11 protein-coding genes and 1 pseudogene are annotated in these 13,205 nt (G+C 37.4%); 5 read left to right on the forward strand and 7 right to left on the reverse strand.

The annotated features are described in order from the left end of the window. The first annotated feature begins 499 nt into the window (after positions 1 to 499). On the forward strand, positions 500 to 952 hold the full coding sequence (locus tag AR328_RS15465) for an OsmC family protein (protein WP_066297220.1): 453 nt from the start codon (positions 500 to 502) through the stop codon (positions 950 to 952). Between the two features lie 163 nt (positions 953 to 1,115). On the opposite strand, the gene AR328_RS15470 is transcribed toward AR328_RS15465, so the two are convergent. After that, positions 1,116 to 2,807 (reverse strand): peptide ABC transporter substrate-binding protein, encoded by a 1,692-nt coding sequence (locus tag AR328_RS15470; RefSeq protein ID WP_066297226.1) that lies wholly within the window; start codon positions 2,805 to 2,807, stop codon positions 1,116 to 1,118. 273 nt (positions 2,808 to 3,080) lie between these two features. Here AR328_RS15470 and AR328_RS15475 point away from each other — a divergent pair, with 273 nt between their 5' ends. Together AR328_RS15475 and AR328_RS15480 are read left to right on the forward strand one after the other, a co-directional pair. Next, positions 3,081 to 4,160, forward strand: coding sequence for a M24 family metallopeptidase (locus AR328_RS15475; protein WP_066297229.1), 1,080 nt, complete (start codon positions 3,081 to 3,083; stop codon positions 4,158 to 4,160). A gap of 519 nt (positions 4,161 to 4,679) precedes the next feature. Further along, positions 4,680 to 7,226, forward strand: a complete 2,547-nt coding sequence (locus AR328_RS15480) for an Ig-like domain-containing protein (RefSeq protein WP_066297231.1) — start codon at positions 4,680 to 4,682, stop codon at positions 7,224 to 7,226. A 200-nt stretch (positions 7,227 to 7,426) separates the two neighbouring features. Here the strand turns inward: AR328_RS15480 and AR328_RS15485 are convergent, their stop codons facing one another. The 3 genes from AR328_RS15485 to AR328_RS15490 form a co-directional block, all read right to left on the reverse strand. After that, positions 7,427 to 7,690, reverse strand: coding sequence for a hypothetical protein (locus tag AR328_RS15485; protein ID WP_066297234.1), 264 nt, complete (start codon positions 7,688 to 7,690; stop codon positions 7,427 to 7,429). 503 nt (positions 7,691 to 8,193) lie between these two features. After that, positions 8,194 to 8,307: a putative holin-like toxin gene (locus AR328_RS23115; protein ID WP_225313483.1), complete on the reverse strand. Its 114-nt coding sequence runs from the start codon at positions 8,305 to 8,307 to the stop codon at positions 8,194 to 8,196. 612 nt (positions 8,308 to 8,919) lie between these two features. Beyond that, positions 8,920 to 9,171 carry a hypothetical protein gene (locus tag AR328_RS15490; protein ID WP_156422702.1) on the reverse strand — a complete coding sequence of 84 codons (252 nt, stop codon included), beginning with the start codon at positions 9,169 to 9,171 and terminating at the stop codon, positions 8,920 to 8,922. Positions 9,172 to 9,226: 55 nt separating this feature from the next. Here AR328_RS15490 and AR328_RS15495 point away from each other — a divergent pair, with 55 nt between their 5' ends. Both AR328_RS15495 and AR328_RS15500 read left to right on the forward strand, forming a co-directional pair. Then, complete coding sequence (locus AR328_RS15495; RefSeq protein WP_231734884.1) at positions 9,227 to 10,138, forward strand: hypothetical protein; 912 nt, start codon at positions 9,227 to 9,229, stop codon at positions 10,136 to 10,138. Further along, positions 10,039 to 10,428, forward strand: a complete 390-nt coding sequence (locus tag AR328_RS15500) for a sigma-70 family RNA polymerase sigma factor (RefSeq protein WP_225313485.1) — start codon at positions 10,039 to 10,041, stop codon at positions 10,426 to 10,428. Before AR328_RS15495 ends, AR328_RS15500 begins: the two co-directional genes overlap by 100 nt. 256 nt (positions 10,429 to 10,684) lie before the next feature. Here the strand turns inward: AR328_RS15500 and AR328_RS15505 are convergent, their stop codons facing one another. The 3 genes and pseudogenes from AR328_RS15505 to AR328_RS15515 form a co-directional block, all read right to left on the reverse strand. Then, on the reverse strand, positions 10,685 to 11,434 hold the full coding sequence (locus AR328_RS15505; RefSeq protein WP_066297239.1) for a hypothetical protein: 750 nt from the start codon (positions 11,432 to 11,434) through the stop codon (positions 10,685 to 10,687). Between the two features lie 159 nt (positions 11,435 to 11,593). Beyond that, the gene (locus tag AR328_RS15510) at positions 11,594 to 12,349 is read right to left on the reverse strand and encodes a hypothetical protein (protein WP_066297246.1); all 756 of its coding nucleotides are present in this window, start codon (positions 12,347 to 12,349) and stop codon (positions 11,594 to 11,596) included. A gap of 159 nt (positions 12,350 to 12,508) precedes the next feature. After that, positions 12,509 to 13,205 (reverse strand): annotated as a pseudogene (locus AR328_RS15515) (hypothetical protein); the annotation flags it as partial.

Below are 13,205 nucleotides of genomic sequence, written 5' to 3' on the forward strand. Positions count from 1 at the left end.
ATCCCACCGTTTGAGACGTTCTACCCCGACTACCGTCATCATAAGGCCATATAAAAAAAGGTCAACCAGAAAAATCTGGCTAACCTTATATTACGATCGTTTGATTAAAAGGTGCAAACACTTGCCACACAAGGGATACGAGGTGTCTTTGACTAGTTTTTTCCTACGGTCCCCTATTCCTAAGAAAGAAGCTAAGCAGAAAATACAGCTTGAATTAAAATAACCTCTTTTCAACCTAAAGAGAGGTTATTTAACATGTTGCAGGATTAGCTATAATTTTCAGAAAATATAATTTGACTTGGGCGAATTTTATGATAATATGAATACAGTAATTCCTATTGGAATAATATGAATTAAATTCTTCTTATCTAGGCAGATGGTGGACTGAGCCATTTTAAAATCACTCAGTTTCCGATGAAACCTGGTGCCAAATTTAGAAGAATAGCAAAATGAGAAGGCAAAATGTTTGTCATGTCCAAACAGAAAGGGAGAGAAAAAGATGGCGATTACAACCTTTAAAGCAAAAACTATTTTAAAAGAAAATGTATTAGTGGAAACAGAATCGAGAGGCCATAAGGTCATTGTGGATGAGCCAGCAAGCTTAGGAGGAACGGATCAAGGAATGAATCCGGTGGAACTCCTTCTTTCCGCTTTAGGTGCGTGCCAGTCAATCGTAGCGAGAACATATGCGAAGCAATTCAATATCGATCTACAAAAGTTTTGGGTTGAATTAGAAGGAGATATTGACATAGACGGATTCCTTAACAAATCAGATGTAAGACCAGGATTCTTATCCATACGATATACGTTTCATATCGAAACGGATGCGCCAGAGGATCAAATCGAAGCATTTAAAGCATTCGTCGAAGATCATTGCCCTGTCGGCGACACGATTGCCAATCCAGTGAATCTTGTCTCTTCAAAAGTGGTTGTTCATCAGCCTGTTAAATAAAAACTGCAGCCATTAAGTAAAAAATAGTACTTATATAAACAAATAAGAGACACACAGGAAAATTGAGTTCTTGTGTGTCTCTTTTTGTATGCGACTTAGTGAAACCAAATTTAGCCGGTTGTTAGCCAATTTGCGAACTTTATCAGCCCAAGCGTTGTATTACCTATTTCCCCTCAATATATGTCCATTTATAACTATAGGTTGAATTCGGGTGAGCAACAAAACTTTTTACATATGGCTTTACAAGGAAGGCCTCACTTGCTTGATACATCGGTGAAATGACTGTGTCCTGTTCAATTAGAATCCGTTCGGCTTCCTGTAAATCAGCTAGGCGGCCATCAAGGTTAGAAAAATCAACTTGAGCTTTTTTAACGAGTTTGTCAAATTCAGGACTTTGATAGCTTTGCCAGTTAAATGGACCATCTGAAAGATGAAGTGACATTAGCTCAATTGGATCAGGATAATCAGTGCCCCATCCGGAATGGGTCATATCATAATTTTGTTTTGTTTCCAGATCGAGTTTTTGTTTATTTGGCTGCTGGTTAATTTTAATCGTAAGACCTGGCAGATTCTTCTCAAGCTGGTTCTTAATGTACTCTGCAACGGACTTTCGCTGTCCGTCATCATAGCTTAAGAATTCCAGTTCAATAGAATCAGCACCTAATTCCTCTAGACCTTTTTGCCAATATTCCTTTGCTTTCTCAACTCCCTCAGAGTTTAAATCCCCATATTTCTTTCTGAAATCTTCTCCATTGGAAGTTGATACTAGGTTTTCAGGGATTAAAAAGTAAGCTGGAAGAGATCCGTTTTTGAGAATCAGCTCAGCCGACTCTTTTTTATTCCAAGCCATATCAATGGCTTTTCGTATATTTGGATTACTTAAGTGCTCATTTTCTAAATTAAAGCGGATAAAATATACCTCAATTTTCATAGTTGTTTGGAAATCTGGATGATCATGATATAAATCAACAAATTCTGATGACAGGTTCGTGACATCTACAGCATTTGTATCATAGAGATTTACACCAGCAGAGACTTCCTTTACTACTTTATAATTAATATTATCAAGCTTCACAGTATTAGCGTCCCAATAGGTTGGATTTTTTTTAAGTACCCAACCTTCTTCGTGTTTCCATGAATCAAGTACAAAAGGACCGTTATAAATTAAGTTTTCCGGCTCTAAAGCATATTTTTCCCCTTGGGATTTAAGGAATTCTTCATTCTGAGGATAGAAAACGGCATTCGTTAATGTGTCAATGAAATATGGGATGGCATTTTCAAGCTTTACTTCTAATGTAAAGTCATCTAAGGCTTTAATACCTAATTCCTCAACCTTTCCGTAGAGCTCATCGTCTTTATCCTGTATTTTTGTTGCATTTACAATAGGATCTAATCTAAAGGCGTATGGTGAGAGCGTATCTGGGTGAAGTAATCTTTGCCAGGCGAATACAAAATCATGGGCGGTTACGGGTGATCCACTGCTCCATTTTGCGTCTTCTCTTAAATGGAAGGTATAAGTTTTCCTGTCTTCACTGACTTCGTGATCCTTTGCGATTCCAGGGGTAAGCTTGTGATTTTGATCTTGCCGGTAAAGTCCCTCCATAATATTCATCATGATCGTAGCTGAAAGCCTGTCAATGACTCCATTTGTTTTTAATGAAGCAATTTCATACGGTGCGTATAGATTTAGCTCTTGGGATTCGGCACTGGTAGAAGGATTTTCTCCTTCTTTATCAACAGATGATGCAGTGGGTTTGGCAGTTTCAGTTTCACTCCCTTTTCCATAACACCCTGTTAAAGCTAATACGATTAAAATAGAAAACAATGCTCTTAAAGCCAGTCGCTTATTCTTCAAATAAATCCCCCCTATTTTAATATCAAAATAACATTTGCAAGATGTATGCCAATTAATTGAATAAGCTGCCAATGCTGTTCGGCTTATACACTTCTTAACGGAATTCAGAAATGTAAAATTTTTTTAGAAAAATCCGTCAAAATATTTTGAATATGTAAAATTATTTTGAAACTAAAACTGCAGAATAATTTTGTTAAAGCCGTTTAATAAGGGGTTAGAAAATGGCATAAAATTTGCAATGATCTTTATTGATAAAAAAAGAGGAGGTTGCATATGGAGAGGATTCGGAGGTTAAGAGAAAGATTTCATGATTTAGACGTAGATGGAATGATGATTATCAATCCATGGAACATGATATACATGTCTGGTTTTACAGGAAGCAACGGTGTGATCCTTATTTCTGAAACGGAAGCCAAACTCATTACTGATTATCGTTATTTTGATCAGGCTCACGAACAGGCTGTGGATTATGAAATCGTGTTACATGCCGGTCACACAGGCCATAAAGGGAGAATTTATGAAGAAGTGGCAGTGCAAGTGAAAGAAATGAAGATTAGCAAGCTTGGCTTTGAGCAGGATCATCTAACTTACGGTTTATTTAGTAAAAATAAAGACAACCTGTCAGCTGAATTAGTTCCGACTAGCGGAGTAGTGGAAAAACTTCGAAGGATTAAATCAAAGGATGAGATTGAAAAACTAAAGTTTGCAGCAGAAGTAGCGGATAAAGCGTTTGAACATATTTTAACAATTGCTCGGCCTGGAATAAGAGAGCTTGATATTTCAGATGCACTTACATCCGTTATTAAGGAGCATGGCTGTACGAATACAGCTTTTCCTCCAACGGTTGCTTCAGGTTATCGCGGTGCATTGCCTCATGGCCGTGCAAGTGAAAAAATAATTGAAAAAGGCGACATGATTACGATTGATTTTGGAGCGAATTATAAAGGGTATTGGTCAGATATTGCAAGGACGATTGCGGTTGGAGAGCCTGCACCCGAATTAAGGAAAGTTCACGATGTGGTACTTACCTCATTCCGAAATTGTGTAGCCGGCATCAGACCTGGTTTAACCGATCAAGAGGTTGATGCATTAATGCGGGAAAACATCATTAAGAATGGCTATAACGATTATTCCGGACCAGGCACGGGACATGGTATTGGTATTGAAATCGGTGAAGATCCCTATTTCTCTGTTTTAAAAGACAAAGTACTAGAGGAAAACATGGTGATTACAGTCGAACCTGGAATTTATTTAAAAGGTCTAGGCGGCGCGAGGGTAGAAGATGTCCTTCTTGTTACTAAAGATGGCTGTGAAAGTTTCAATCCATCAACGAAGGAACTCTTAATCTTGTAGATCAGAATAAGTGATTCCTTTAGAACTAACTGATTAACATATAGTTTTTTAGATAGCATTGCGATTTCTTTTTTCTATAAATAGTTTTTTACTCATAATTCTCCGTCCCCATGTAAGTCTTTTATTATGATTTCTAAATGATACAAAAAAGTACCCTATTGAGAGAACACTTTTTTTAAGTGTCTATTCTATAGGGTATATTTTAGTTTTCATCCGGACTTTTAAAGGTTTTACACAACTTTTTCATATATTTTGGTAAATCTAGTTGAATGAAACAGTTAAAGTCACACTTTACAAAGAGGTTGGAAGGTTTATCAGCCAGATTTGGTCATTTGTCAGCCAAATTGAATAGTTTGTCAGCCAATTTCAGGCGGTTGTCAGCCAATTCAACTGGTTTGTCAGCCAATCCCCACTTTTGCGTCAAAAATCATGACCATTTCTATTTATCTACCATCTGAAATCTCATAAAATGGTACTATAAGATTATCACCACTACCTCTTGAATTAAGGAGAATACTAATGAGGAAACAGAAAGCACTTAAAATAATGAGCGCTTCAGTGATCGCAGGCTCCGCAATTGTCGCTTCTTCGCCTGTCGAAGCAGCTGCAGCCAGCAATGTGGACAAGCTCGTGAAAGAAGCCAAGGAGTTAGGAACGATTTTAAAATGGGCAATCTCGATTGAAGGAAGTGCAGATGGAAAAACGCGCCCCATGGTAGCCTACAATGCAACTAAGGAAGCTTATGATATAGCAGTAAATGCTATTAAAACACTGACGACCGCTCAAAAAAATACATATATGGCTGATCTGGAAAAAAACGTAAAGGTCCATATCAACCGGACTATGTCGTATATTGACGCCCTTACAGCTGGAGAAAAGATTAAGGAGAAGCAGCAAGCCCTAGCCAATCAATTAGATCGAAATTTAATCAATGACGACACGGAAAAAGCCTACCACGAACTGACAAGAGAAATCCGCAAACAGGCGCTGCTTTTGGACCGAGTGTACGGACAGACAACGAGAGATTTAATTCGCTCGCAATATAAGTTTTCCGCAGAGAAGATTCGCGATAACGCCATGTACGCCGTCACCGTAAAAATGGCGATCGACAAAGCTTCGAAAGCATTGAGCGAAAAGGATAGCCGAGCGGCTGAAAGATATATAGATGAGGCTAGAAAATACTTAAACTATGTGGAAAATTCAGCTATAAAAAACACACTAAACAATCGCTTCAACTCGATTGCACAAACAACAGTCCCAACGATCATTAAAGTGACAGCTTCCGAACCGAAACGAATCAAAGTCGAATTTAACAGTAAAATGCTATCCGGAAATAGTACAAATAGTGCCGAAAATAAAGCCAATTACTCCGTTAATGGCAAAACAATTAAACAAGTTAAGCTATTTGACGATAAGAAAACGGCCATCATTGAATTGAATGAACCCCTTAATACGAATTCAAGCTATACCGTAACGATCAAGAAGAACATTCAAACAGAAAATAACACCGCTCTCGGTTCTGCGGATACAGTGACTTCCATTGTCTTTTTTGATAGCGGAAAACCTACTGTCAATTTTGTAACGGCCGATCCAAATGGAGGCATTGAAATCAAATTTTCCGAATTAATCTCTGCAAGTTCACCTATCGCCATCTCAATTGAAGGAAAAACGGTTACCTATTCTATTTATGAAGACACAGATACTGTCGTCGTGCCAGGTTCCGAAATGAAGCGACTCGGTTTGCAGAAAGGAAATTTCTATTCCATCGTTTTCACTGGCGCTAGAGATCTCGTTTCTCCGAATGCGAATACAATGGATACTTATAACGGCCGCTTTTACTATAATGCCATGGCGGACACCATGCCACCAGAGGTTCGAAGCATCCAAGCCAAGGATGAGAAAACTTTTACCCTTGAATTCAGTGAACCATTAACAGACCTAGCAGCTGCGAATCTTGTCATTATGAAAGGGACTACAACGATAAGACCTACATCTGTCAAGGATGTTTCCGGCGGTCTTAAAACTAAATACGAAATCGAACTTCCTGCAACGATTTACACTGCCAATGAAGCGTCAGCGTTATTAAATATTCAAATAAAGTCGTTTAAGGATGCGGCCAATAATATGGGGAATACGACAGATCGGACGGTTACTATGATTAGAGATCTGACTCCGCCTCAATTTGTGAGTATAAACTATGATGTTGATAAAAATGAAATCCATGTTACTTTCAGCAAAACATTAAAAACCGGATCGCCACTTATTAACAAAATAACTATGTATGATCCAGACAATCTTCCATTCAAGCCTGTCGTTAAACAAAATGTTGGAAATAAAATGATCATAGATGCGAAGAATTTAAGAGATGGCTATTACGTCATTAATGCAGATGCAGGGGCGGTAAAGGATACTTCAACCGCCCAAAATGACAGTTTGCCATTCAGAGTATCCGTCACGAAAAAGGCTGATATTGTTAAACCTGAAGTGACGATCGTTCAAGGGGCAAATAACGGGCAATTTAAAGCTGTATTTAGTGAGCCAGTTACAGAAGATACGGCAAAAAACCTTGCTAACTATTTAATTAATGGATCGATGTTACCGGAAAGAACAACCTTTGAAGTGAGCAATGACCAAAAACTAGTAACCATTACTTTGCCTGAAGGGGAAATTCAAACGACTAATATTTATACAATTGAAGTGAGAGGAATAAAGGATTTATCCGATAATGAAATCAATCCTAAACAAAGCACTGTTACAATTGTTGATAATACTCTACCTTTCTTGCAGTCTGCCGCGGTAAACAACAATAATTTGATTTTGACATTCTCTGAAAATATCGTGATTCCAACTAACCAACAAATTAACCTAAAAAAATTAATTGTTGATGGAACACATTTAAGTATGAGTAGTTACTCAGTCGGGGTTAATGGAAATGAGCTAATTCTCACACCTCGAAACCAAACTTTATTTATAAGCGCAACTATTGTGGTTGAAACGGATAAAAATTCATGGATTACCGATCAATCCGGAAATGTGACTAAAGATAGCGGTGCAAGGATTCCCTGATTGATTGAATGGTTCTAATTCTTGTGATAAAGATAATCTAGTATAGCAAAGTCCTGTGACTATTAATGGTCACAGGACTTTTATATTTGTCGTCTTGGCTCTCTTAACTTTAAGCTAGGAGAAAGCATTAACCAAACTAGAATAGGTTTTTTTCACAATAGGAAGATTATGTTTATCAAATGAAGGGGTGTTAAGATGAATTATTGATGATGAAATTCACGGAGTTTTTTTTCGTGCTGCAAGGTTTTCTTAGCAATGAAGTCAACAGTTTCCTGAGTCTCTGTCAATTCAACGCGAAACCCGTCCATCTTCTTCTCCATTCGATCAAGTCGCTCATCAATCAAGTCCAATCTTTGATCGACCTTTTCAAATCTTTTATCAATTTTGTTAAACCTCTGCTCCATCTGATTAGAATGCACCTTTAAAGCTTGAAGAATTTCCTTTACGACTGTTTCCTGTTCCATTTTCTTCACCTCCCTTTAATAGACCATTATACCTAAGCAAAACATCAATGTCACCATATGGAATAAATTGTAAAAATTACGACTTAACATTTCTTATGAAATTGCAAATTTAAGTATAATCACTTATAAATGGTTAATATTAATAATGACCGAGCGCTACGAATGCTAAGTCAAGGCAGCAACTGCACGTCGCATAAAAAGCGGTTGGACAGTCTTAGATAGTATACTTTGAGAAGAAGTAACTACACAATTACCTTGGTCGGGCTGGACGGTTACTTTTTTCTTTGTTTAATGGCCGTCACAGTCTCCTTGTCCGAACGTAATAACCTTTTTGCATTTTCAGGTTTAATAACATATAATAATTTATATAATAAAAATGATCGAGTGCTGCTAACACCCGATCAATGCAACTACATGCCGCATGAAGAGCGGCTGACCTATGAATGTTTGTTTACCTGAAAAGAAGTAGCTATCTTATCCACTAGACCAGGGCGGAAAGACGGTTACTTCTTTTTTCTATTGGTGACTAGTGCAAACACTGCTACGATAGCTGTTAAAGCTGTAGCTAGAAAAATGCCAAATTGCATTAGCATGTTCATCGCTTCGTATGTCACCATATTAAACACCCCCTTTCTTAGAGGGAGTGCCAACCGCCGTTCCGCTTTATGTAGTTGCTAGTTTCATGTTATCATTTTCAACCAAAATAAACTAGTCGAATATGAACATTCGTTCCCATTCTATTTACTTTAAAAATCCCTCTATTATTTATCCAATTATAAACATATGTTTCATATTTCCCACCAAATGGTCATTTACCCCAAAAATAAGTGACCAATAAAAGATCCACAGTCCGCTCAAGATTTTATCGGACTCACATTCCGCTATTCACTTAAAATCCCCCTACTTCCATATATTTACGGACACCAGTTCCGCTGACCACTGAAAATCCAACAAAATTAGCCCTTTTGAACCCTATCAGCGGAACCTAAATCCGATAAGACTTAAAATGAAGGCTTTTTTATGAAATAGCGGATCCACAGTCCGCAAATTTCCTCAGCTTGAGGAATCCGATGGCCTTTTTACATCAAATTCCACTTAATTGCTCTACTCTTAATGTTAAATCTTCACAGCTGTGCTATTTGATATGTCCTTTTATCCGCAAACGGTCATTTATCCACTAATAAAGCTGCTTCAATTTAGCTGTTTTGCAAATTTAGTTATACTTGGCCTTATTTAAGCCTCAAAAGCCCCAATAGAGAGGGGGAAAATTCACAGTTCGGAAGTTTATCAGCCAGATTTGGTAGTTTGTCAGCCAATTCGACTAGTTTGTCAGCCAATTCCAGTTGGTTGTCAGCCAATTCGACCGGTTTGTCAGCCAATTCCCTCAAAGCGGCACCCGAATCAAGAAAACACCAGCCAAATTCCGCCGGATCACACTTTTCGAACAGTCTCGCAAACTTTTTAAAAAAATCCTCCCCCACCCTGTCCTTTCCCACCCCCAATCCATATGTAACAAGTAAAGGGTGGTGCATTTTAATGAATTTGAAATCAGGCAATATCAAACAGTTCCAGTCATTTTCACAATTTAACAACCTAGAAGAATTTAATACGCATTTTGAAATGTGGATGTCGGTTCATAAGGACAAGCTTTCGAAGGGGGAGCTGGTCGGATTGAAGCGGCTTATTCGCTTTGCGGCGAAAGTGCCGGGTGTGTGTAATGCGAAAATCGGGACGATACTTCAGGCGATCCACGAGGAGTTCAACGGCAACGGCATTTCCCGCTCGACCTTCAAAAGGATGATTACAAAAGCGGCAAACCTTGGCATCATGACCGTCCATGAAACGGAGAGAAAGAACGGTTCACAGTCCAGCAATCTTTATGTGTTTAATCGTTTTCCCAACAGTGAACCACCTAAGAAGGAAAAATTGGATCCCCCTATTAAAACTAGCAATCTTTCTAAAACTACTATTAAAAACAATAAAAAACGTAACGTGGACGATACGTGTCTTGATCACACCTATACAAGTGACCGTGTGCCTAATGACTTTGTTCAAGTCGTTAAGTACTTTTTTCCTGATGCCAAAAGCATTGAGGAATTCTGGAGAATGACAAGCATTGCTGCTTATCGCCATAACCGGGTAAACCACAGGGAGAAAGTGCTATCCATCGCCATTCAATCCATGAAACAGCTCATTCGAAAAATGAAAACAGCTGCCAAGGTCATCAAGCCCCTTGCCTATTACTATGGAATTCTTGATAAAAAACTTCAGGAGCTCTATTTCGAAGAGATTGAGGAAATGGACTTTGCATTTATAGGAACAAGGATGAGTTCTTTCAGGTTGGCCTTATTGCATTATGGGAGGCATATGAACGTTTTGATCCGGAAAAAGGATTCTTCTCGAGTTTTGCATACCCTTATATTAGAGGGAGAATGCAGACGGAAATGACGAGAAGAAATCGACATATCGAGAGAGTGGCTCCTGTTGACGAGGAGTTTTGGAACTATATCGAAGATGAGTCCAACTACTGCTCTATGGACGAAGATATCCTTCTCTCTTATTGCCAGAACGGAAAATTAACAGAGAATCAGACAAAATGGGTTCTATATACATTTTTGAAAGAGTTGACCGTCTCAGAAATTGCTGCGATTGAACATGTGTCTTTATCTGCAGTGAAAAATTGGCGAACGGGGGCTAAGGAGAAGTTGAGAAAAGCTAATATGATAAATAGTATTTAAAGGATGATTACGAAAGAACAATTTCTTGATGTAGATCCAGTTTTGGGAACTTAAAATTTATAATGTAATTCATACGTAAATTGATCCTTGTTTTCGCTAGAAACCCTTATTGGACAAGGGTTTCTAGTCTATCTTTTCAAATTCCCATTTAATATCCATCCTATAAAAATTGTTGATTTGCATTTTATTTAGAACAATAGACTTGTACAAAAAAGCGGACTTCCGAATTGACCTTAAAAATTCTTCTTTAACTTTTTCATTGCGAAAAAATCACCTTAACAGCAGTCTTTCCTCTATCTCTAAAGGTTACTTTTGTTTTTAATCCGTTGTAAGTGAATACTTTATTTAGTTCACTATGATGTCCACTTACTGCAGTCTCGCTAACGATGTTGTAAATATGGTTTGAACCAGATGGAATAATTTGGTCAAGTGCGAACTTCACCTTGCCAGGAATCATGCTGTTTTCAGGAATTTCTGGATTTATCCAAGCAAGCACTTCAACATACATGTCAGAGTCGTCTGTTAGATCAACCGCAACTTTCGTATAACCAGGTCCACCAGGATTGAATACATTCAATGTTGCTAATGTTTCACTGGGTTTATAGAATCCGTTAGATGATAACGAGCTAATAACCTTCGACTTATTAAATGTTATAGATTCTTTCTCTAATTCAGCTAGCTTACTTTTAGAAGGTGTTTCATATTTTACTTCTGATGGGTTTTTTTGAACAAAGCTACCCCCACCCACTCCATATAACCCTCCGTGATCGTTCTTAAAGCTATATACTCGATATTCTTCGCCTTTATTCAAATTACGAATGACAGATAAGTTTCCATCTGTATTTATTTTTACTAAATCAGTGTTTCCTAGAATAGTAATTTTTCCAATTTGTCCTTGCTTTAATTCAGTTTTTCCCCACATCACCTTTTGAGGAGCTGCTAAAGCTGATCCTGCTGATAACAGCAAAGAAGCAACCATTATGGCCGGAATTAATAATTTTTTCATTTTATTTATAACCCCCAATGTCTATTAAAATACATAAGTTTATATCGGTTGATTTTAGCCTATTTTAAAAATTTACGATTTGCTGCGTTTCACTTAGAACAATAGACATGTTCAAAAAAGCTGACTTCCGAATTGGAGAATCGACCTTAAACTTGTTCATTATTTAGAGAAAACAACACGAAGAGCTGGTCTTCCTGTTATTTTTTCATCGAATGTTACTTTTGTTTTTAGTCCATTATAAGTAAAGGTCTTGTTTAAATCCTTATGATATCCTGTTAACGCAGTTTGGCTAACGATGCCATAAATTTGCGAAGAACCTGATGGAGTCATTTGGTCTAAGACAAATTTGACTTTACTAGGAATGATATTTGTTTCAGGAATGGTTTGATCTTCCCAATCAAGAATTTCAAGTAGCATATTCGAATCAATCGTCAAGTCAAGGGCTACACTTGTGAAACCAGATCCACCAGGATTGAATACATTTAATGTTGCTAATGTTTCACTATGTTTATAGAATCCGTTGGAAGACAACGAGCTAATAACCTTCGACTTATTAAATGTTGCAGATTCTTTCTCTAATTCAGCTAACTTACTTTTAGAAGGTGTTTCATATTTTACTTCTAATGGGTTTTTTTGAACAAAGCTATCCCCACCCACGCCATATAAGCCTCCATGATCGTTCTTATAGCTATATACTCGGTATTCTTCGCCTTTATTCAAATTACGAATGACAGATAAGGTTCCATCTGTATTTATTTTTACTAATTCTATGGTTCCTAGAATGGTAACTTTTCCAATTTGTCCTTGCTTTAATTCAGTTTTCCCCCACATCACCTTTTGAGAAGCTGCTGATGCTGATCCTGCTGATAACAGCAAAGAAGCAACCATTATGGCCGGAATTAATAATTTTTTCATTTTATTTTTAACCCCCAATGTCTATTAAAATACAAAGGTTTATATCGCTTGTTTTAGCCTTGGTTTAAAAATTGTTGATTTTCAGCATTTTACTTAAAATAATAGACATGTCCAAAAAAGCTGACTTCCGAATTGGAGAATCGACCTTATACTTGTTCATTATTTAGAGAAAACAACACGAAGAGCTGGTCTTCCTGTTATATTTCCATCGTCGAATGTTACTTTTGTTTTTAGTCCATTATAAGTAAATGTTTTATTTAAATCCTTTTGATATCCTGTTAACGCAGTTTGGCTAACGATGCCATAAATTTGCGAAGAACCTGATGGAATCATTTGGTCTAGAACAAACTTTACCTTGCCAGGAATAATCTTTGTCTCTGGAATTACTGGATCTTCCCATGCAAGAATTTCAAGAACCATGTTCTTTGGATCAATCGTCCCCAACGATACATTTGTATATCCTGAACCACCAGGGCTGAATGGGTTTAGAGTTGCATAATGCTCATTGTGTTTATAAAAGCCATTAGATGCCAATGCATTTATAACTTTAACCTTATCGAATGTTGCAGATTCTTTCTCTAATTCAGCTAGCTTACTTTTAGAAGGTGTTTCATATTTTACTTCTGATGGGTTTTTTTGAACAAAGCTACCCCCACCTACTCCATATAAGCCCCCGTGTTCGTTTTTAAAGCTATACACTCGGTATTCTTCACCTTTATTCAAATTACGAATTACAGATAAAGATCCATCTGTATTTATTTTTACTAATTCTATGGATCCTAGAATGGTAACTTTCCCAATTTGTCCTTGCTTTAATTCAGTTTTTCCCCACATCACCTTTTGAGTAGCTGCTGAT

This window comes from Bacillus sp. FJAT-29937, assembly GCF_001509555.1.
Classification (GTDB): domain Bacteria; phylum Bacillota; class Bacilli; order Bacillales; family Cytobacillaceae; genus Cytobacillus.